The sequence below is a fragment of the Demequina sp. NBRC 110052 genome (genome assembly GCF_002090075.1).
GTDB lineage: Bacteria > Actinomycetota > Actinomycetes > Actinomycetales > Demequinaceae > Demequina.
On record NZ_BBRI01000004.1, the window covers coordinates 13,584 to 34,417 of the forward strand.

Here is a 20,834-nt window from a genome sequence, read left to right on the forward strand (position 1 = left end):
GAAGGCAGGATGCTGGCATGACTACGACGCCAAACGCAAAGAAGTCCAGGCTCCAATCAGACCTCCCCTTCGAGGCCCAGCTCTGGAAGGCTGCGGACACCCTGCGCAACAACATGGACGCGGCGGAGTACAAGCACGTCGTCCTGGGCCTGATCTTCCTGAAGTACATTTCCGACGCCTTCGACGAGCACCACGCCTTCCTCTCGTCCCCGGAACAACAAGCAGAGGGAGCCGACCCCGAGGACGAGGACGAGTACAAGGCTCAGAACATCTTCTGGGTTCCGCCGAGTGCGCGTTGGCAGCACCTCAAGAACCAGGCCCGCCAGCCCACCATCGGCAAGACCGTCGACGACGCCATGGACGCGATCGAGCGCGAGAACCCGTCCCTCAAGGACGTGCTCCCCAAGAACTACGCGCGCGAGGCGCTCGACAAGGTCCGCCTCGGCGCGCTCATTGACCTCATCGCCAACATCCAGATCGGCAACAAGGAAGCCCGCAGTACCGACACCCTGGGACGCGTCTACGAGTACTTCCTCAGTCAGTTCGCGAGCTCCGAGGGCAAGCGTGGCGGCGAGTTCTACACCCCGCGCAGCGTGGTCAAGCTACTGGTCGAGATGATCGAGCCCTACAACGGCCGCGTCTACGACCCCTGCTGCGGCTCAGCGGGTATGTTCGTCCAGTCGCACGAGTTCCTGCGCGAGCACCACGCCGGCAACGGCAGCAAGAACGACATCTCCATCTATGGCCAGGAGTCCAACCACACCACGTGGCGCCTGGCCAAGATGAACCTGGCGATCCGCGGCATCGGTGCCGACAACATCGTCCACGGCGACACGTTCCATCACGACAAGCACCCGGACCTCAAGGCCGACTTCATCCTCGCCAACCCGCCTTTCAACATCTCGGCCTGGGGCGGCGAGCGCCTGCGCGAGGACAAGCGCTGGGACTACGGCGTGCCGCCCGTGGGCAACGCCAACTTCGCGTGGGTGCAGCACATGGTGAGCAAGCTTTCGCCGACGGGCGTGGCGGGCTTTGTGCTGGCCAACGGGTCGATGTCGTCCAACCAGTCGGGCGAGGGCGAGATCCGCAAGAACCTGGTGGAGCAGGGCCTGGTGGACTGCATCGTCGCGCTCCCGGGGCAACTGTTCTATTCGACGCAGATCCCGGTATGCCTGTGGTTCCTGGCGCGCGATCGCAGGAACCACAAGTTCCGCGACCGCCGCGGCGAGGTTCTGTTCATCGACGCCCGCAAGATGGGCTCAATGATCGGCCGCACCTTGCGCGAGATGACCGACGCAGACATCAGGATGATCTCTGACACGTACCACGCGTGGCGCGGCGAGGAGGGCTTCGGAACGTACGACGACGTGGCCGGCTTCTGCAAGAGCGCGTCGCTGGACGACGTGCGGGCTCACGGGCATGTGCTGACGCCCGGGCGGTACGTCGGAGCCGAGGCTGCGGAGGCAGATGAAGAGTCGTTCGACGAGAAGATGACGCGATTGTCTGCTCTTCTGCGTGAGCAGCAAGCCGAGGCCGCGCGGCTCGACAAGGCCATTGCCACCAATCTCAAGGAACTCGGCTATGGCGGCTGACTGGCGGCAGACGACAATCGGCGACCTGATAGCCGAATCAGGCGGCGAGATCAAGACAGGGCCCTTCGGGACGACGCTCAAAGCCCATGAGTACTCTTCGATCGGTGTTCCAGTGATCTCAGTCGGTGAAGTCGGCTACGGCTCCCTAAGGGTGACTGAGAAGACTCCGCTAGTGCCGGAGGAGGTCGTCGCGCGCCTTCCGGAGTACCTCCTCCGCGAAGGTGACATCGTGTTTGGTCGAAAGGGCGCAGTCGATCGCTCGGCGCTCGTAAAGTCCGAACAAGATGGTTGGTTCCTTGGATCAGATGGCATCCGTCTCCGGCTTCCCGAGACTGTCGACTGTCGATTCTTCGCCTATCAATTACAGACAGCCGGCACGCGCGCATGGTTGCTTCAACACTCAACCGGCACCACCATGGCGTCGCTGAATCAGAAGACCGTTGCACGCATTCCGGTAGTCGTCCCGCCGATCGACGAACAGCGCCGCATCGCCCACATCCTCGGCACCCTCGACGACAAGATCGAGCTCAACCGCCGCATGAACGAAACCCTCGAGGAGATGGCGCGCGCTCTCTTCAAGTCGTGGTTCGTGGACTTTGACCCCGTCCGCGCCAAGGCCGAGGGTCGCGATCCCGGCCTTCCCAAGCACCTCGCCGACCTCTTCCCAGACCGCCTCGTCGACTCCGAACTCGGCAAGACTCCCGAGGGTTGGCCCGTCGTTGAGATTGGGGAGTTGGCTGGCGTTGTCGGCGGATCGACCCCAAGCACCAAAGTTGAGGAGTTCTGGACTGACGGCACGGTGCCATTTGCGACACCGAAGGACCTATCGCGGCTCACGAGCCCGGTGTTGCAGTCGACCGAAAGGTACATTACAAACGCCGGGTTGACGCAGATCGGCTCTGGCGCTCTTCCGGTCGGCACCGTACTCATGTCGTCGAGGGCGCCTATCGGTTATCTCGCTGTCACCGACACTCACGTCGCCATCAACCAGGGGTTCATTGCGATGTTCCCGGCGACTGACGTCTCCAACATCTTCCTGTTGCTCTGGGCGCAGCACGCTCAACCGGAGATCGTGGCGCGCGCCAATGGTTCGACATTCCTAGAGATCAGCAAGTCATCATTTCGAGGGATCAAGGTCGTGCGATGCTCGCCAGCGGTCATGGCGGAATTCGATCGTCAAGTACGGCCGTTGTATGACCGCATCGTTGCCGGAGTCTCCGAGAAAACTACGCTTGTTGATGCCCGCGACCGCCTGCTCGCAGAGCTATTCTCGCCAACGCCGAACGTGACGGTCTAGCCAAATGACCAGCGAACTGCGGAGGTTATTCGATCTCGACCTCACCTTCTTGCTCGAAAACGGTGACCCCGTTGAGACGGTTTCCATAGGTTCAACGTCCTTTGCGCCACTAGAAGTACTTCAGCAATTTGAAGATCGGTACGACGCCGAGTACCGCGATTGGCTTGCGTCCTTCTTCCGACCCCAGCAAGAGGAAAACCTCGATGAGATCCTCGCACTGCACAGCAATAGAGGCCGGTTCGAGGAGCTCTCGGACGCTGTCGCCCGCGGACAGGTGGCACCTTTCGTCGGATCTGGGCTCTCTGTGCCCTCGGGTATCCCCACTTGGGCCGGCCTGTTGAGGGGAGCAGTGAGCGAGACAACTTGCGAGCCGCGCGAACTCGATGCGCTTCTCGCTTCAGGCCACTTCGAGGAGGCGGCCGCGCTCCTCGAAGCCAAGAGCAATCAGAACCTGATGGATGAGCTCCTCGAACACGCCCTCAAAGTGGCAAATATCGCATATGTCGAAGGCCCAGTGCGGCTCTTACCGGCCATTTTTCCAAAACTCGCGATTACCACGAATTTGGATAGCGTGCTCGAGTTCTGTTACCAATTCGAGAGCGGAAGCGTTCCCGAGGTTCTGTCCGGCGCAGGGGTCGCGGAATATCCAAGACTCAACGACGACAGGACCCGCTTCATTCTGAAGTTGCATGGTGACTCACGGAAGCCCGCGAGCCGCGTCTTGTTCCCGGGGGAGTATGAGGCCGCATACGGTCCGAGGGGCAGTGTTCGTTCAGCACTTGCGAATCTCTATCTGAACAAGCGCATGCTCTTCTTGGGGTGCAGCCTCGGAAGCGATCGCACAGTAGCCACCCTCCGACAGGTCCACGAGAACGAGCCTTCCATGGCGAGGCACTTTGCTCTCCTACAGCGACCTGCGGACGAACAAACCCGAGTGGCGAGGGAGCATCAGCTCACCGAGATCAAGATCCATCCAATCTGGTACGACGGATCGCATGACGACGCGCACGTGGCCCTGCTCTATGGGCTCTATCTCGCGAAAGAGGCCGGTGCATAATGGCGAGTCTGACTGAAAACGATGTCGAAGAGGCCGCACTCGAGTGGCTTGAGGCCGCCGGTTGGACCACCGTCTACGGCGAGTCGATCGCGCCCGGCGAGCCAGGAGCCGAGCGCGCCGAGTTCACCCAGACCACGCTCGACGCCCGCCTCCGCGCAGCCCTCGCCCGTCTCAACCCAGACCTCCCGGCATCGGCCGTCGAGGACGCCCTCAAGCGCCTGCTCCGCGCCGAGGGCCCCGACCTCGTCACTCGCAACCGCGCCACCCACCGTCACCTGGTCAACGGCGTCACCGTTGAGTACCGAGCGCCCGGCGGCCAGATTCGCGGAGCCCAGGTGCGCGTCATCGACTTCGACCACCCCGAGAACAACGACTACCTGACCGTCAACCAGTTCACCGTGGTCGAGGGCAAGGTCAACCGCAGGCCCGACGTGGTGCTATTCGTCAACGGACTGCCCCTGGTGGAGTTCGAACTCAAGAACGCCGCGAGCGACACCGCCGACGTCTGGGAGGCGTACAAGCAGCTCCAGACCTACAAGGCGCAGATCCCCACGCTCTTTCACACCAACGCCCTACTGGTTGTCTCAGACGGAGTGAGCGCACGGGTCGGAAGCCTCACCGGGGGCAAGGAGTGGTTCAAAGCGTGGCACGCCGACCCCGCCGACCGACTCGAAGCGGGCGGAGCTTCCGAACTCCAGACCGTCATCGAAGATCTGTGCGCGCCGAAGCGACTGTTGGACCTGATCCGCGACTTCACCGTGTTCGAGGACGATGGAGCGGGTGCACCCGTCAAGAAGATCGCCGGCTACCACCAGTACCACGCCGTCCAACGTGCCGTAGGGCAGACGTTGCGCGCCGCCGCTGCGCCCCACTACGCCGAGGGCAACGAGACCGACGCAGGCGACCAGCGCGTCGGCGTCGTGTGGCACACGCAGGGCTCGGGCAAGTCGCTCACCATGGCGTTCTACGCCGGGCGCATCATCCGCGAGCCGCTCATGGGCAACCCCACCATCGTGGTGCTCACCGACCGCAACGACCTGGACCAGCAACTCTTCGCCACCTTCTCGCGATGCCACGAACTGTTGCGCCAGCATCCGGAGCAAGCTGAGTCTCGCGCGGACCTGCGGGGAATGCTCACCCGTGAGTCAGGTGGTGTCATCTTCACCACCCTGCAGAAGTTCTTCCCCGAAGAAAAGGGCGGCAGGCTCGAGGCGCTGAGCGGGCGGCGCAACATCGTCGTCATCGCCGACGAGGCCCACCGTAGCCAGTACGACCTCATCGACGGGTTCGCACGGCACCTGCGCGACGCCTTGCCCAACGCGTCGTTCATTGGCTTCACCGGCACGCCCATCGAGCAGGCCGACCAGAACACGCGCGCCATCTTTGGCGACTACATCGACGTCTATGACATCAAGAAGGCCGTGGACGACGGCGCCACAGTCCCCATCTACTACGAGCAGCGGCTTGCCAAGTTGCACCTGGACGACGACCAACGCCTATCCATCGACCCCGAGTTCGAGGCGGCCACCGAGGCCGAGGAGGCCGAGGGGCGCGAGAAGCTCAAGTCCAAGTGGGCGCAACTTGCCGCCGTGGTGGGCGCGCCCGAGCGAGTCAAGGCCGTGGCCGCAGACATCGTGGAGCACTTCGAGGCACGCCTGCGCGACGGGATGGACGGCAAGGGCATGATCGTCGCCATGTCGCGGCCCATCGCGGTGGCACTTTATGACGAGATCGTGGCGCTGCGGCCCTCGTGGAAGGGCGAAGACGAGGACGACGGGTTCGTCAACGTCATCATGACCGGTTCCGCAAGCGACGGTCCCGAATGGCAGCAGCACATCCGTAGCAAGGCGCGGCGGGGGGAGATGGCCACCAAGTTCCGCGACCCGAAGGACCCCTTCAAGCTGGTCATCGTGCGCGACATGTGGCTCACCGGCTTCGACGCGCCGTCGCTACACACGATGTACATCGACAAGCCGATGCGGGGGCACGGGCTGATGCAGGCGATCGCCCGCGTCAACCGGGTGTTCAAGGACAAGCCCGGGGGACTGGTGGTCGACTACATCGGCATCGCCACCGAACTCAAGGAAGCGCTGCACACGTACCGGGCGGAGGGCGGCAAGGGTGCGCCCAGCCTCGACATCGCCGAGGCGATCGCAGAGACGATGCGTCGCTACGAGACTATCCGCGACTTCTTCCTCAACCAGACCACGTCGCGGGGTGTGGAACCAGGCTTCGATTACGGCCCATTTCTCATGGGGAAGCCCAGTGAGCGACTCGCCTGCATCGGCAACGGACTCAACTACATCCTGGGACTGCCAGACGGCAAGCAGCGGTACACGGACCAGTTCCGAGAGTTCAAGAAGGCATATGCGCTCGCCGCGGCGACTGCGGAGGCAGAGAAGATTCGCGAGGAGGTTGCGTTCTTCGAAGCCATCAATGTGCAGCTTGGCAAGAGGTCGCTCCAGAGGCATCGGCAGGATGACGCCGAGATGGCCATCCGGCAGATCGTGTCGCGGTCCGTGCTCTCCGAGGGCGTCGTGGATATCTTCGAGGCGGCAGGGTTGGACCGTCCGGCGATTTCGCTGCTATCGGATGAGTTCCTCGCCGAGATGCAGCACATGCCGCAGCGAAACCTCGCCGTGGAGATGCTAGAGCGGCTGCTGCTCGACGAGATCAAGGTGCGCGGCAAGCGGAACGTGGTGCTGGAACGGCGATTCTCGCAACTACTTGAGGCGTCAGTGATCAAGTACCGCAACCGCGCGATCGACTCTGCGATGGTGATTCAGGAACTCGTCGACCTGGCGCGCGACCTGCGCAAGGCCGACGAGCGTGGCGAGGAACTGGGGCTGAACGAGGATGAGTTCGCGTTCTACGAGGCGCTGGACGCGAATGGTGATGTGCATTCGATCATGGGTGACGCGCAACTCGCGGTGATCGCTAGGGAGCTCGTTGAGAAGGTACGCGCTAACGCGGCTATCGACTGGACCCTGCGCGAGTCGGTCCGGGCGCAGATGCGCGTGATGGTGAAGAGGATCCTCAAGAAGTACGGGTACCCGCCGGAGATGGCCGAGGGTGCGGTCGCTACTGTGTTGGAGCAGGCGGAGGCGCTGAGCGGGGAGTGGGCGCGGTGACGGTAACAGATTGGCTCTCAACCGTCGCTGCTCTTCTCGCAGCGGGCGCTGCCATTGCTTCCTGGCGGGCAGCCGTCCGAGCGAATGCTACGGCGCGAGAACTAGCTGCCATTGAGCGTGAGCGGAGGCTGGCGGCACTCACTCCAACGTTTGACGCTGGGATCGCAATCCTCGACTCTGGTGATCGTGCCCTCCGATTCGAACTCCAAGGGCCGACTGAGCTGCTGTCGCTCGACTCCGTCTGGATCGAGATTCGGCCTGACGGGTTGGACTGGTATGAATCCACTCCGCTTGGTGATCGAACCAGGATAGGCGAGTACACGTGGGGTCCCGGGGAGTTTCGGCAGGGTATTGACGGAAGCCCTAGCCGTACGCGAAGTGCCGACCTAAGAGACATCGAACAGGGCACGGAACGCCGTATCGCGATTGCACCAAGCACCGCTCCGCCGTGGTGGGACCGAGAAACGTGGACCGATAGGTATAGGAAGCACCCCTTGAGGCTCGCCTTTCATTGCCGACGCGGTAGTGATGAGTGGACCGTCCACTTGAATCTGCCCGCGGGAGGACTCGGGCCGCGCGCCGGCATCATGACTTAGTTCGCCCGGGCGAAATGGTTTACGCGTTGCGAGTTCCGTGACTGAACTGCGCCAAGGCGCAGACGGAGCGTGCGCTCCGTGCGGCTCTCGTTCGCAGGCGGGGTCCGGTTTTCTGCCAACGAGTGTCAAGCCTCCGGGCTTCGTGCCTGGTCGACCAGCCTTCGTTGCGGTCAATGTCCTTTTGTGACGGCTGCGCGCTCCTCCGGCGTTGCAAGGGCGCGCGCCTAGGGCGTGAGGTAGCGACTCACCTCAGACAATGTCGCAGCTGCTTCGGCCCGATGCACGTCCTTCACTGCTCGACCGCGTTCGTCCATGAGGCCCTCGACCCCGCGTTCGGGCTTGTCTCGGATGTCTGGAGCTGGAATCGTCTGCGCCATGTAGTTAGGGAACTGATCCTGAATTCTCGCGACTGTGTCGGGGACGTTGTTGTCGAGAACTGCCGCAACCCGCTCGTAGCCTAAGTCGTTCAGGAGTGCCAGCAACTTGGCAATGTTGCCCTCGCCTCCCGCGCCCCAGCCGAATATCGTCCCGCACATCTCGACGCCGAGGTCCTCGAACGCGCGCGGTAGAAGGGCTGCATCCTCCTGGCCCTCCACCACAACCACCCCGTCGTCGAGAAATAGGATCTCGTTCGCGTCATTCCCTAACGCGTGTGGATTCCGCCAACTCGCTCGCATACCTGACAAGTCGCTGATACATGCACGGCTTGCTTGTGCGACGCGCGAGTCGCCTTGAGCCTTGTACACGCGCGCTACCTCTGCCCCGCGTTCGATGTCATCCCACCGGACGAGCAGCGGAGAGTGCGTGAACAGCACGATCTGGCGGTCCGCGGCGTAGCGCGCCATTACCTTGCCGAGTCGGCGCACCATCTGAGGGTGTAGCGAAAGCTCAGGTTCGTCGATTACGAGTAGGGTTCGGGGCTCAGAGTCGTAGAGCGCGTTGAGAATGAACAGCAGGCTGATGATCCCATCGCCGAGCCCTTCGCTCGTGTGAGCCAGGCCTTCACCTGTAGCAACTCGAACGTAGAACGACTGCCCATCAGGTCCGTCTGATAGGTCAATCGTCCACTCGAGCTTCTTCCCGACTACTTCCGTCATGAGTTTGTCGAATCGTGCTTTCTTCTCCTCATTGTTGTGAAGGTCGAAGAGCCTGCCAGTGAACTGGTCGTTGTGATCGAAGCGGCGAGACCTAGCGAAGTCGGACGAGGAGTTCATCCAGTCCCGCTCTGTCGTCGTGTTCTTGCCGAAGCGCGACTGAAAGTAGCGGCGTGATGGTACCGAAACTATCTCTGCACGGTCTCGGGTTGGCTCTGAGGGCGTCCACATGGAGCGAGTCTCACTCGTATTGGGGCTTCGGCTCTTGAGCGCGAAGGTGAAACCGCCCGCCCACGTGGCTTCAATCGACACTCCGTTCGGAGAGAGGCGGTTCCGCCGGCCCTCGGAAAACGAGACGTCTTGGCGCGTCTTTCGGGCGATGGCGTCGAACGACTCCCAGATGGTTGACTTGCCTGTGTTGTTGGCGCCGACTATCACGGTCAGGCCACTTCCAGGTGCACCGCTTGGCTGCGCAAGTCGCAGAGACTGTGACTCCCGGAAACCGCGGAAGCCGGACACGGACAGCGTTGCCATCCGACCGAGCGGCTCTTCGTCAATCACTTCGACCTCTCTCGGTTGTGAGTTCGCGATTCGCGTGCGCGTGTCAAGTCGAGTTGCTTTGCGAACACGCGAACTTCCTAGCAGAATCACGCGATTCACTGCACGGGGATCGTGCAGGAAATGCGCCAGGGTCCTTGCATCCTCGTTCTTCAGGAGCCTGGGGGCTCGATTCGCCATGCGGTCTCGCGCTGACCAGCACACGTGAATCATGCTCCGTTCTTGCGGTGGACCCTCTGGCCGCCAAGACAGCGTGATGACGACTGCTTGGCCCTGCCGGAGCTCGACAGGACGCACAAGACGGTCGTAGTCGGTGCGGAAGCGACGGCCGCGCTGGTCGTGAACTAGTAGGTCAAAGGTTTCGTGCGGTCGCAGATCGCCGAGCCCGTCGCCGCCGCCGCCCGTCGGCGCCAGGAGCTCGTCAGTCCACTCAGTGGTGACGCCTACATCACGAAGTGTTGTTCCCCTCCTGGGCGAGAAACTGATCACATCTGCAGGGAACAGCGCTCTGTTCCAGCGGACCTTGAGTGGTATCACGGCTACAACATATCGGCCGTGTCTGCGCATGGGGTCCGCCGCAATGACTCGTGACATCTTGACGTGCCTCAAGGGACGACTGGCCCTAGTGTGCGCCTCCGCCTCGGTGGCGCGGCGTGGTGCCAGCTTGTCAGCGCTCGAACGCGGAATGAGTCTTGGCGACATGTTGCACCCAGAGCTCCCACCGCCGTTGCTTTGGCCACGATGTGTCGAGGAGGCCGAGCTCGATCGCCAATGCATATAAGCCTGAGCCGGCATCGTTCTCGTTCAGGTAGAGCACAATCGATGACAACACCGCGTCTCGATCGTCGAAGGAACGACGGGCAACTGAGCCCAGGAGCTCACCCATGGCCGCGCGGTCGCGGTCGAGCGCGAAGCTCAGGTGCCGTAGGCCGGTTCGTCTCGCTAGGACGGCGCTAAGCTCGGTGTAACTCGTTTGGCGCTGCAGGGTGGCCTGGGAGGCGATGAAGTGATATGCCTCGTCTTGGCGCACTGACCAGTCGTCGTCGGTGTACCGTACATCGAAGGTTCCTTCCGCATGCATACGTCTGCCGATCCTGACTCGTGAGCGGAGAGCCCCGCGAACTTCCCCAACTCGATCAGTCTCTCAGGGAAGTTCGGTAGCCCGGCGTCTACACCAGTAGCACAGCCCATCTCACCCTCGAGTTTGCGACGTTCAGCCAATTGCGACTGATGAGGTACTCGTTGCCTCGCGGCATGTCCGCCGCAGACGACGCCGCGAGCGACGCGCTCGACACTGCTGCCTCGTTCGAGCACTCAGAAGCGGCGTGACTCGGTCCTCCGTCGAGCCGTGAGGGCTGGGGTTTCGGCTATCGCCCCGATGCGCGTGTCGGGCACGCATATGCGGCAGTTGCGAGCGCTCCACCCGGAGAACCGTCACCTCTGCGCGAGGATCCGCTGTTCCCGCCGTGGGTCTAGATGGCGCCGAAGCGCGCTGGTTTGCCTCTGGTCATCCTGGTCTGCTTTACGCGGGAACTCAGCGTTGACGGCTGATCTCGTGTCGACTCCCGCCTGGGCGCGCGATCGAGCGCGACGGTCGTGCGATTCCGCCTCCTCGGACGGACCGGCACACCTCACAATGATCGGGCAGCGCGCGGTCGTCGCGCCGTGGCATGCGGCTCATCTGCCGGTTCCCGCCGACATTGTGTGCCGTGAGAACGCGGTCGCTTGTGGTCTCGAGTGCCAGGGCCGTCATCCTGCATGGTCGAAGAGGTGTCGTCGCAGGAGCGATCAAATGGCGAGGTCGTCCTGCATCAGCGGGAGGGTGGCGATCCTGCAATCGAGTTACAGGTCGAAGGTGGCACGGTTTGGCTCACGCAGCAGCAGACCGCGGACCTGCTGCCGACGTCACGCACGAACGTCAACGAGAACCTCGCCAATGACTATGCCGAGGGTGCGTTGGTGGAGGGGGCAACCTGTTGGGAAGTCCGACAGGTTCGGGCTGAAGGAACCCGCGAGCTTCCGCACGCTGTGCTCCAGTGCTACCTCGACGCGATCGTTTCCATGGGCTGTGGCGTCGGCAACGCACAATGCTCCATCGAGCGCAGTGCCACTAAGCGGCCCGGCAAGAACTCCGCTCCGTAGTCCGGCCCGGCCCGAGCGTCGGGCAGGCAGGACCAACGTCCCTTCCGCCCGCCCCGCCCAGGGCTAGCGTCGCAAGAGGAGGCGTGTCATGGGCGACATCCGGATCCTCAATCCACCAGACCTCGGCACCCTCATCGCGGAGCTGCGGGCACGTGGCTACCGGGTCATGGGGCCTACCGTCCGGGGCGATGCGATCGTCACCGGGGAGATTCGCACGGTCTCCGACCTCCCGCGCGGACGCGGAGACACCCAGCGCCCCGCCGAGTACCGCCTCACCGAGCGCGACGACCGCTCCTTCTTCGGCTTCGCCGCCCCCGCCATATCCTCCAAGCCGGTGTTCTTCCCTGCCGAGGAGGTCATCTGGCGCGGACGCCGCGACCACGACGAGGGTCACTTCACCGTGGAGCGCGACCGCCCCGACGCCGCCCCCATCGCGCTCCTCGGCACCCGGTCCTGCGACCTTCGCGCCGTACAGATCCACGACAAGGTCCTCGCCGGGCGCATGTACGAGGACGCGCACTACGCCGCCCGACGCGAGCACACCTTCGTGGTCGCCGTCGCCTGCGGACAGCCTGCCGAAACCTGCTTCTGCGCCTCCATGGGCACAGGCCCCCGCCCCGCGGAGACCAACCCCGAGACAGGCGAGGCCGCCTACGACCTTCTCCTGACCGAGGTGCTCGACGAGCACAACCACCACTTCGTCATGGAGATCGGCACCGAGCACGGCCGCCAGGTCGCGGACGCGATCGAGGCCGGCGACGGCGACGAGCACGACCACGCCCGCGCGCTCGAGATCACCGACGCCGCCGCCAAGAGGCAGACGAGGGCCATCGACACGAGCACCATTCACGGCGTCCTGCGCGCGAGCGTCGAGTCGTCCCGCTGGGAGGAGATCGCCACGCGCTGCCTCGCCTGCACCAACTGCACGCTCGTGTGCCCCACCTGCTTCTGCACCACCATCCAGGACGTGAGCGACCTCGCAGGCGACGAGGGCGAGCGCCACCGCGTGTGGGACTCGTGCTTCTCGGAGCAGTTCTCGTACATCCACGGCGGGCCGCTGCGCGGAGAGACCAAGTCGAGGTACCGCCAGTGGATCACCCACAAACTGTCCAGCTGGGAGGACCAGTTCGGCATGCTCGGCTGCGTGGGATGCGGCCGCTGCATCACGTGGTGCCCGGTGGGCATCGACATCGTCGAGGAGGCTGCGGAACTGACACGCATGTCCGGCCTCGGCAGCGGTGCCGCGCGCTCGTGAAGTTGCCCCCGTCGTCCTCCCTGCATGCGTGAGTATCCACAGGCCCGCGATGAAGCCCTGGTTGGCGTCCTGTCGGCGACCTATTGTGTGGTTCGCACTGGGGGGCTGTGCCAGTCCTCGGGAGACTGCTGGAGTAGTCAAAGTGGCGACTGGTATGCTCGCAAATTGACGACTGGAACGCTCGCAAATCGACGACTGGAGTCAAAGTGAAGTACTTGCCGCGGATTGCAGATCGCGAACTCGACCACGCGCTCGAGCGTGCAGGAGCGGTGCTCATCGAGGGGCCGAAGGCGTGCGGCAAGACCGTGACGGCTTCGCGACGGGCGGCGAGCATCGTCCACCTCGACGCTGACCCCAGCGTGCCCGCGCAGGTGGCCGTCGATCCGTCGCTGGTGCTCGAAGGGGCGCGCCCGCGCCTGCTCGACGAGTGGCAATTGCATCCCGTCGTGTGGAATGCGGTGCGGCGCGCGGTGGATAGTGCCGACGCTCTTGGTCAGTTCCTGCTGACTGGCTCTACGGCGCCTGTCGCCGACTCGGTGCGGCACTCGGGAGCGGGGAGGTTCGCTCGACTCAGAATGCGCACCCTCTCGCTCTATGAGGGCGGCGAAGCCAATGGGGCCGTCTCGCTCTCCGCGATCCTGGCGGGAGAGCCGCCGCGAGCGGCCGCCCCGGAACTCGACTTCGATGGCCTGTTGACTCGGCTCGCGACGGGCGGATGGCCGGGGATGCGTGGATTGTCATACGCCTCGACGCTCGCGGCGATTCGCGACTATGCCGAGACAATTGCGACCGTAGATATCGGCGGCGCAGGGCGGGACCGTGACCCTACTCGGGTGATGCGCCTGATGCGGGCTCTCGCCCGATCTGTTGGCACCGAAGTGACGGTGAGCACTCTCGCGCGGGACGAGGCTTCTCTGTCGCGCGATGCGGTCCGGGAGTATCTCGACGCGTTGACTCGCATCTTCGTTGTCGAGGATCAGCCGGCGTGGTCGGCTCATCTCCGTTCGTCTGCGTCGCTGCGCAAGGAGCCCAAGCGGCACCTCGCGGACCCTTCGCTCGCGCTCGCTCTCGTCGGGGGCGATGCCAAGGCGCTACGGGCCGACCTTGGCTACGCGGGTCAGCTGTTCGAGTCGCTCGTGGTGCATGACCTGCGAGTTCTTGCTCAGCCGCTCGGCGGGCAGGTCTTCCACGCGCGTGACTCGGCCGGTCGGGAGGTGGACGCCATCGTTCAGCTTCCATCCGGCCTGTGGGCCGGCTTCGAGGTCAAGCTTGGGGCCAGCGCCGACACTCTCGATACCGCCGCCGCTGGCCTGCGTGCATTCGCCGACAATGTCGACAGCGAGCGAGCGGTGTTGACCGTGATCACCGGCACGGGACCTTCGTATCGGCGCGCGGACGGTGTCAACGTCGTGGCGATCGGCGCGCTCGGGCCCTAAGGGCATCGATGCCCGCGAAGGGGCCTACGCGCGATCGCCGCTGCCGTCCCCAGTTCGCGGCTGTGCTTCGGCTATCCACGACTGAAGCGACACGCACGGCGCGGTGCCCGCAAGTGTCAACGTGTAAAGAAAGCGCGAGATTCTTTACACGTCCCCGGGATATGCCAACGACGTTTGCATGTTCACGCTGAGTCCCGCGCGCTCCGCGCTTGCACCCCGGACCAAGGTCCCTTTCGCGCGCACCTCTCGGTCGTAGCGTCGCAGGTGGAGGCGTGTCATGGCCGACATCCGCAACCTTGCACTCCACGACGACGAAGGCGTCGCCGCGCGGGCGAGTGCACCCTCCACCACCGGCGACCCAATGGTGCCGCGCCGCTACGCGATCACCCGCGTCCGCCAGGACACGCGCGACACGTTCACCCTGATGCTCGACCCGGTCGACGGCGGCCCCATGCGCTTCCGCGCCGGCCAGTTCACGATGCTGCACGCGTTCGGCGTGGGGGAGGTGCCCATCTCCATCTCGGGGGACCCGCGTGGCGCGGACGAAGGTGCGCCCCTGGAGCACACGATCCGCAACGTCGGCGCCGTCACCCGCGCCCTCGTCAACGCGCCGCCCGGCACGGAGATCGGCGTGCGTGGCCCGTTCGGCACGTCGTGGGACGCGCCCGACGCCGTGGGCGGCGACGTCGTCTTCGTCACCGGCGGCATCGGGCTGGCCCCCCTGCGCCCGGCCATCCTGGACGTGCTGGCCGAACGCGACAAGTACGGCAAGGTGCTGCTGCTGTACGGCTCCCGCACCCCAGAGGACATCCTCTACGGCGATGAGATGCGCCGGTGGGCTGACCTCAACGACGTGAACGTGCAGATGACCGTGGACAACGCGCCGTATGGCTACAAGGGCAAGGTCGGGTTCGTCACCGAACTGATCGCGCGTGCCGGCTTCGACCCGCGCCGCGCGTGGGCGTTCGTGTGCGGCCCGGAGGGGATGATGCGCGCGGCCGCATCGGCCCTGGTCAGTCGAGGGCTGCCGCCTGCGAAGGTGCGCCTGTCCATGGAGCGGTCCATGAAGTGCGGCATCGGGCTATGCGGGCACTGCCAACTGCGCGATGTCTTCCTGTGCGTCGACGGGCCCGTGCTCGACTACGCCCGCCTCGAACCGCTCATGAACGTGAGGGAGCTGTGATGACCACCGCCACACACACCCACGATCACGACCACGCCGAGGCCCCCGCGCGCCCCAAGTTGGCCGTGTGGAAGTTCGCGTCCTGCGACGGCTGCCAGTTGAGCCTGCTCAACTGCGAGGACGAGCTGCTGTCCATCGCCGAGGCCGTGCACATCGCGTACTTCCCGGAGGCGACCCGCGCCGTGGTCGAGGGCCCATACGAGCTGAGCCTCGTCGAGGGTTCCATCACCACACCGGAGGACGTCAAGCGCATCCACGAGATCCGCGCGCAGTCCGGCACGCTCGTGACGATCGGCGCGTGCGCCACCGCCGGCGGCATCCAAGCGCTGCGCAACTGGGCCGACGTGGACGAGTTCCGCTCGATCGTCTACGCCCACCCCGAATACCTCAGCACCCTCGATACCTCGACGCCGATCGCATCCCACGTGGACGTCGACTACGAGCTGCGAGGCTGCCCCGTGGACAAGGCGCAGCTCATCGAGGTGCTTGCGGCATTCCTCAACGGTCGCAAGCCGCGCATCCCCAGCTACTCGGTGTGCGTGGAGTGCAAGCTCAAGGGCAACGTGTGCGTCCCCGTCGCCACCGGGACGCCCTGCCTCGGCCCCGTCACGCAGGCCGGCTGCGGCGCGCTGTGCCCCAGCTACGGGCGCGGCTGCTACGGCTGCTTCGGCCCGCAGGACAGCGCCAACACCGACGCCCTCACCAGGCAGCTCACGGAGTTGGGTATGCCCGACGCTGACATCGTCCGCGTCTACCGCACCTTCAACGCCGGGTCGCCAGAGTTCGCGGCGGCGAGCGACAAGGTCGCCTCGCGCACCACCGAGGGAGGTACGCGATGACCCATCAGCTCAAGGACGGCGGGCAGGTCCTCAACGTCGGCATGCTGGCCCGCGTCGAGGGTGAAGGCGGTATGCACATCGAGATCCGCGACCGTCAGGTCGTGGACGTGAAGCTCAACATCTTCGAGCCGCCGCGCTTCTACGAGGGCTTTCTGCGCGGCCGCAAGTACACCGAGCCGCCCGACATCACCGCGCGCATCTGCGGCATCTGCCCGGTCGCGTACCAGTCGGCGTCCACCGAGGCGATGGAGACCATCTGCGGCGTCACGACCACCCCCGAGATCCAGGACATGCGGCGGCTGCTGTACTGCGGCGAGTGGATCGAGTCCCATTCGCTGCACGTCTTCATGCTCCACGCGCCGGACTTCCTGGGTTACGAGTCGGTGCTGGAGATGGCCAAGGATCATCCCGACGTCGTGAAGATGGCCCTGCGCCTCAAGAAGTGCGGCAACGACCTCATGGAGCTCGTGGGCGGGCGCGCCATCCACCCCGTCAACGTGAAGGTCGGCGGCTTCTACCGCATGCCCACCGTCACCGAACTCGAGCGGCTGCGCCCCGCGCTCGAGCAGGGACTTGAGGACGCGCTCGCTGCCGTGGCGCTCGTGGCCACCTTCGACTTCCCTGAGATGGAGCAGGACTACACGTACGTGTCCTTGCGCCACCCCGACTGGTATCCGCTCGAGCGCGGCACCGAGGTGGTCGCCACCAGCGGCGTGCGCTTCCCGGTCGCGGAGATTCCCCGGCACGTGAAGGAGTTCCATGTGGAGCACTCCAACGCCCTGCACGCGCACTTCGACGGCGCCCCGTACTTCGTGGGGCCACTCGCGCGGTACACGCTCAACTTCGACCAGCTCAGCGACCGATCCAAGGAGGCCGCGCTCCGCGCGAGGCTGGGCGTGCAGTGCCGCAACCCGTTCAAGTCGATCATCGTGCGCACGGTGGAGCTCGCCTATGCCTTCGAGGAGGCGCTGCGCATCATCGACCAGTGGCAGGACGGCCACGCTCCTTCCGTGCCGGTCGCGCCGGTGGCGGGGGAGGGCGTCGGAGCCTCCGAAGCCCCGCGCGGCCTCATCTGGCACCGCTACCGGATCGACGCCGACGGCGTCATCGAAGACGCGCAGATCGTCCCGCCCACCTCGCAGAACCAGGCGAGCATCGAAGCCGACCTTCGTCTCGCGGCCGAGCAGTGGGTGGACCTCGACGACCACTCGCTCACGCACCGCTGCGAGGAGGCCATCCGCAACTACGACCCGTGCATCTCGTGCGCCACCCACTTCCTCGACCTGAGGGTCACGAGGTCATGACGGGGGTGTGACGTGACCACGCGAGCGATGGTGATCGGGCTGGGACAGCCCGACCGCGGCGACGACGCCGTCGGTGCCGCCGTCGCCGCACGAGTCGCGCCGCTCGCGGGTCCTCACGTCACCGTGCTCACTCGCGAAGACCCGACCGCGCTCGTGCAGTCATGGGACGGGGCGCAGATCGCGGTGCTCATCGACGCGATCGTCTCCGGGGGAGAGCCCGGCGCGGTCACGGTCCGCCACGCAGGCGTCGACGACGCGCCGCTGCCCACCGACGCCTTCGCGGCCGCCGGACGGGGAGGGAGCCACGCCTTCGGCGTGGCGGGAGCCGTAGAACTGTCTCGCACGCTCGGCACCCTGCCGCGGCACGTCGCCATCGTCGGCGTCGAGGCTGCCACCTTCGATCACGGCCCGATGTCCTCACACGTCGTCGCCGCCATCGACGATGCCGTCGCGATCGTCATCGCGGAGCTCGCCCGCGCGCTGAGCGATGTCGAGGACGTGGAGCTCGACGAGGCAGAGGCGGGGGCCAGCTCATGTGCCTAGGAGTGATCGCGCAGGTTGAGGCCGTCGGATCGGACGGCCGGGTCATCGTCACGCATGACGGTCGACGTGAGGCGGTCGCGGCCCTCACCCTTCCCACCGCCGACGCGCCCCTGCGGGTGGGCGAGTGGGTCGTCATCCAGTCCGGCTTCGCGCTCGAGCGGATCAGCGAACCCGAGGCCCGCGATGCACTCGAGATCCGCAGGACCAGGCCGCAGGCCAGCCGTCGCACCTGGGAGGTGCCCGAATGAACACCACACGCACCCGAGGCCTGCTGCTCGCGCTCGCGACCGCCGTCATCTCCGGCTTCGCCATCTGGATCAACGGCAACGGCGTGGCCGCGTACGGCGATCCCTCCGCCTACACGACTGCCAAGAACGCCGCCTCTGCCGTGGTCATCGGCGTCGTCTTCCTCGTCGCCCGGAGTGCGGCCCGCGCCCGCGGCGCCGCGGGCTCCGTCGCGCTGACCCGTCCCACGCGCTCGCGCCAGTGGTGGGGTCTGGCGTACGTGGCGATCCTGGGCGGAGCGGTGCCGTTCACGATGTTCTTCGCCGGACTCGCCTCCACCGCATCCACCCAGGCGGCCTTCGTGCACAAGACCCTGTTCATCTGGGTCGCCCTGCTCGCCGTGCCGCTGCTCAAGGAGAAAGTCACGTGGTGGCATGCGAGCGCGCTCGCGCTGCTCATCATCGGGGTGTTCGGCCTCGCCGGCACCGTCGCGCTCGTGCCCGACTCGGGCACGCTCCTCATCGCAGGCGCCACCGGCCTGTGGGCCGTCGAGGTGGTCATCTCCAAGCGCCTGCTCGCAGGCGTCACTCCGTGGACCGTATCCGTGGCGCGCATGGGCGGCGGATCGCTCGCGCTGCTGCTGTGGGCCGCCTCCACCGGGAGCCTCGGCGCGGTGGTGCCCGCCACCGCCGCGCAATGGGGCTGGGTCGCACTCACCGGCATCGTGCTCGCCGGCTACGTGCTCACGTGGCACCAGGCGCTGTGGCGTGCACCCGCCGTGGACGTCACCGCCGTGCTTGTGCTCGGTGCCGTCATCACCGCGCTGCTGGCCGGCTCTGCAGACCCGACCGCGCTCGCGATCAAGTCCCCGTGGCTCGCGGCCCTCATCGTGGGCGGCGCCCTCATCTGGGCCGCGCCTGCCTCCACCGCTGCCCCCGGATCCCCAGCCAGGCACCTCACGCCTCCCCCCGGCGATCCCGACCGTCAGCCAGGCCGCCCATGACTCTCGCCGACACGGGACCGGACCCCGGCGTCGGGCATCTGCGAAGAGCCGACGAGGGTGCCGTGCTGTTCGGCCGCTACGCCCTCCCGCCCAACGAGAAGGGCTACTGCGGCCCCGACCGCGCGGGCGAGCTGCTGGAACGCGTGCACGCACATGCGTCCGGGCGTGCGCTCGCCGAGGTCGCGCGCGGCTTCGAAGGTGCGTGGCCCTACCTCGAGCACATCGGCGAGTGCCTGGGCCGCGCCCCGCTCGACGCCCTGACCGTGCACACGTACTGGCTCGGGGGCCGCGCGCTCGCCCGCTGCGGGGGGCGGCGCTTCGCCGACTCCCTCGAGACGCGCTTCAAGCCGCGCCTGACCCGCACCGAGTTCGAGCGCCTGTCCGACGCGGTCGCGCTGGGCGCCACCCCGCACCACAGCTTCCACGTGTTCGGCGTCTACCCCTGGGTAGGGCTGCTGCGCGGCGGCATGGGAGACACGCCGCTGGAGGTGCTGGACCTGTGCCGCATCCGGTGGGGGCGAGTCGACTCGATCGTGGGCGACAGCGCCGTCGTCACCGCGCGACATCTCACGTGGGATGGGACGCACCTCGGGCTCGACGCGCCCCGCGCCGAGACTGCGCGCATCCGTCGCGACGGCCACGCCCTCGCGCGCGACGTGCGCCCGGGCGACTGGGTGGCGCTCCATTGGGACTGGGTCTGCGACCGCCTCACGCTCGCCGACCTGCAGGACCTGCGCGCCTCCACAGCCCACGAACTCATGGCGGTCAACGCCTGCCGGTACGCCGCGCCGGCCGCGGTGCTGGCCTGACTGGAAGGAGAAGCACATGCACATCCCGGATGGAGTGCTCGACCCGGGCACCCTCGTCGTCGCCGGGGCGATGTCCACAGGCGCGCTCGTGTGGTCCGCGCGCGAACTCAGACGCGGGCACCAGAGGTGGGGCGTCGCACTCGGCGGCGCCGGCGCGGTGCTCGTGTTCCACCTCGCCGACGTGCCGTTCTACGGCCCCTACACGGCGCACGTGATCGGCGGCACGCTGCTCGCGATCGCACTGGGGCCGTGGCTCGCGATGCTCACGATGGCCGCAGTACTCGCTCTCGAGGCGCTCGCCTGGGGCGACGGCGGAATCGCAGCGCTCGGCGTGAACGTCCTGGTCATGGGCGTGGTCGGGGTGCTCGCCGGCTACAGCGCGTATCGCGGCGTCCTCGCGCTCGCGGCCAGACGGCGCCCGCCCGACGCGGCGGCTGGCTGGCGCGCGATCGTCGCCGCAGCCGTGGGGGCATGGGTGAGCGTCATGGCGTCCGCGCTGACGCTCGTGGCCGTGTCCGCTGCCGGGGGAGCGTCGGGCATCGTGCTGTCCCAGGTGCTGCCGCACCACGCCGCGTGGGGGGTGCTCGAGGCCGTCGCGACGGGAACGGCGCTCGCCATCGGGCTCGCGTGGGGCCGCCACGGCGCACGCCGCCGGGGACGCGTGCGCGGGCCCGTGGCCGCTGCCTCGAAGGACGCTCCGGCGATGGCGCCGTGAGGAAGTGGACGTGACGCGCGGCACCTGCCGCGCGCCTGACTGAAGAGCAGGGAGG

Annotated in this window: 17 protein-coding genes; 15 read left to right on the plus strand and 2 right to left on the minus strand. The window is 66.1% G+C overall.

The window, feature by feature from the left end; translation table 11 throughout:
- The first annotated feature begins 17 nt into the window (after positions 1–17).
- The 4 genes from B7K21_RS10970 to B7K21_RS10985 are packed head-to-tail and all read left to right on the plus strand — an operon-like array spanning position 18 to position 7,077.
- On the plus strand, positions 18–1,592 hold the full coding sequence (locus tag B7K21_RS10970; RefSeq protein ID WP_084075511.1) for a class I SAM-dependent DNA methyltransferase: 1,575 nt from the start codon (positions 18–20) through the stop codon (positions 1,590–1,592).
- Positions 1,582–2,889 (plus strand): restriction endonuclease subunit S, encoded by a 1,308-nt coding sequence (locus tag B7K21_RS10975; RefSeq protein WP_084075513.1) that lies wholly within the window; start codon positions 1,582–1,584, stop codon positions 2,887–2,889. Before B7K21_RS10970 ends, B7K21_RS10975 begins: the two co-directional genes overlap by 11 nt.
- Before the next feature lie 4 nt (positions 2,890–2,893).
- Entirely contained in the window at positions 2,894–3,946 is a 1,053-nt protein-coding gene (locus B7K21_RS10980; protein ID WP_084075515.1) for an SIR2 family protein, read from the plus strand.
- Entirely contained in the window at positions 3,946–7,077 is a 3,132-nt protein-coding gene (locus B7K21_RS10985; RefSeq protein ID WP_084075517.1) for a type I restriction endonuclease subunit R, read from the plus strand. The genes B7K21_RS10980 and B7K21_RS10985 overlap by 1 nt, the downstream gene beginning before the upstream one ends.
- Before the next feature lie 820 nt (positions 7,078–7,897).
- Here the strand turns inward: B7K21_RS10985 and B7K21_RS12670 are convergent.
- Both B7K21_RS12670 and B7K21_RS12675 read right to left on the minus strand, forming a co-directional pair.
- Complete coding sequence (locus tag B7K21_RS12670; protein WP_159448505.1) at positions 7,898–9,328, minus strand: ATP-dependent endonuclease; 1,431 nt, start codon at positions 9,326–9,328, stop codon at positions 7,898–7,900.
- Between the two features lie 664 nt (positions 9,329–9,992).
- A complete protein-coding gene (locus B7K21_RS12675) occupies positions 9,993–10,406 on the minus strand; it encodes a hypothetical protein (RefSeq protein ID WP_159448506.1) in 414 nt (137 codons plus the stop codon).
- 677 nt (positions 10,407–11,083) lie between these two features.
- Here B7K21_RS12675 and B7K21_RS12495 point away from each other — a divergent pair.
- The 11 genes from B7K21_RS12495 (at position 11,084) to B7K21_RS11035 (ending at position 20,779) form a co-directional block, all read left to right on the plus strand.
- Positions 11,084–11,467: a hypothetical protein gene (locus tag B7K21_RS12495; protein WP_144016202.1), complete on the plus strand. Its 384-nt coding sequence runs from the start codon at positions 11,084–11,086 to the stop codon at positions 11,465–11,467.
- 88 nt (positions 11,468–11,555) lie between these two features.
- Positions 11,556–12,722, plus strand: a complete 1,167-nt coding sequence (locus B7K21_RS10995; protein ID WP_084075521.1) for a 4Fe-4S dicluster domain-containing protein — start codon at positions 11,556–11,558, stop codon at positions 12,720–12,722.
- A gap of 206 nt (positions 12,723–12,928) precedes the next feature.
- Positions 12,929–14,158 carry an ATP-binding protein gene (locus B7K21_RS11000; RefSeq protein WP_200806305.1) on the plus strand — a complete coding sequence of 410 codons (1,230 nt, stop codon included), beginning with the start codon at positions 12,929–12,931 and terminating at the stop codon, positions 14,156–14,158.
- Between the two features lie 277 nt (positions 14,159–14,435).
- Complete coding sequence (locus B7K21_RS11005) at positions 14,436–15,341, plus strand: FAD/NAD(P)-binding protein (protein WP_084075523.1); 906 nt, start codon at positions 14,436–14,438, stop codon at positions 15,339–15,341.
- Positions 15,341–16,180, plus strand: coding sequence for an oxidoreductase (locus B7K21_RS11010; RefSeq protein WP_084075525.1), 840 nt, complete (start codon positions 15,341–15,343; stop codon positions 16,178–16,180). The genes B7K21_RS11005 and B7K21_RS11010 overlap by 1 nt, the downstream gene beginning before the upstream one ends.
- On the plus strand, positions 16,177–17,484 hold the full coding sequence (locus B7K21_RS11015) for a Ni/Fe hydrogenase subunit alpha (RefSeq protein ID WP_084075527.1): 1,308 nt from the start codon (positions 16,177–16,179) through the stop codon (positions 17,482–17,484). The genes B7K21_RS11010 and B7K21_RS11015 overlap by 4 nt, the downstream gene beginning before the upstream one ends.
- 12 nt (positions 17,485–17,496) lie before the next feature.
- Positions 17,497–18,027, plus strand: a complete 531-nt coding sequence (locus tag B7K21_RS11020; protein ID WP_144016203.1) for a hydrogenase maturation protease — start codon at positions 17,497–17,499, stop codon at positions 18,025–18,027.
- Between the two features lie 2 nt (positions 18,028–18,029).
- Entirely contained in the window at positions 18,030–18,275 is a 246-nt protein-coding gene (locus tag B7K21_RS11025) for a HypC/HybG/HupF family hydrogenase formation chaperone (RefSeq protein WP_159448507.1), read from the plus strand.
- A complete protein-coding gene (locus tag B7K21_RS11030) occupies positions 18,272–19,255 on the plus strand; it encodes a DMT family transporter (RefSeq protein WP_084075533.1) in 984 nt (327 codons plus the stop codon). The genes B7K21_RS11025 and B7K21_RS11030 overlap by 4 nt, the downstream gene beginning before the upstream one ends.
- A complete protein-coding gene (locus B7K21_RS12680) occupies positions 19,252–20,064 on the plus strand; it encodes a DUF6390 family protein (RefSeq protein ID WP_159448508.1) in 813 nt (270 codons plus the stop codon). The genes B7K21_RS11030 and B7K21_RS12680 overlap by 4 nt, the downstream gene beginning before the upstream one ends.
- A gap of 16 nt (positions 20,065–20,080) precedes the next feature.
- A complete protein-coding gene (locus B7K21_RS11035; RefSeq protein WP_159448509.1) occupies positions 20,081–20,779 on the plus strand; it encodes an energy-coupling factor ABC transporter permease in 699 nt (232 codons plus the stop codon).
- Positions 20,780–20,834: the final 55 nt, after the last annotated feature.

Coding starts and splice junctions, on each gene's coding strand:
- B7K21_RS10970 (WP_084075511.1), top strand. CDS start 18: ATGACTACGACGCCAAACGCAAAGAAGTCCAGGCTCCAATCAGACCTC.
- B7K21_RS10975 (WP_084075513.1), top strand. CDS start 1,582: ATGGCGGCTGACTGGCGGCAGACGACAATCGGCGACCTGATAGCCGAA.
- B7K21_RS10980 (WP_084075515.1), top strand. CDS start 2,894: ATGACCAGCGAACTGCGGAGGTTATTCGATCTCGACCTCACCTTCTTG.
- B7K21_RS10985 (WP_084075517.1), top strand. CDS start 3,946: ATGGCGAGTCTGACTGAAAACGATGTCGAAGAGGCCGCACTCGAGTGG.
- B7K21_RS12675 (WP_159448506.1), bottom strand. CDS start 10,406: ATGCATGCGGAAGGAACCTTCGATGTACGGTACACCGACGACGACTGG.
- B7K21_RS12495 (WP_144016202.1), top strand. CDS start 11,084: ATGGTCGAAGAGGTGTCGTCGCAGGAGCGATCAAATGGCGAGGTCGTC.
- B7K21_RS10995 (WP_084075521.1), top strand. CDS start 11,556: ATGGGCGACATCCGGATCCTCAATCCACCAGACCTCGGCACCCTCATC.
- B7K21_RS11005 (WP_084075523.1), top strand. CDS start 14,436: ATGGCCGACATCCGCAACCTTGCACTCCACGACGACGAAGGCGTCGCC.
- B7K21_RS11010 (WP_084075525.1), top strand. CDS start 15,341: ATGACCACCGCCACACACACCCACGATCACGACCACGCCGAGGCCCCC.
- B7K21_RS11015 (WP_084075527.1), top strand. CDS start 16,177: ATGACCCATCAGCTCAAGGACGGCGGGCAGGTCCTCAACGTCGGCATG.
- B7K21_RS11030 (WP_084075533.1), top strand. CDS start 18,272: ATGAACACCACACGCACCCGAGGCCTGCTGCTCGCGCTCGCGACCGCC.
- B7K21_RS12680 (WP_159448508.1), top strand. CDS start 19,252: ATGACTCTCGCCGACACGGGACCGGACCCCGGCGTCGGGCATCTGCGA.
- B7K21_RS11035 (WP_159448509.1), top strand. CDS start 20,081: ATGCACATCCCGGATGGAGTGCTCGACCCGGGCACCCTCGTCGTCGCC.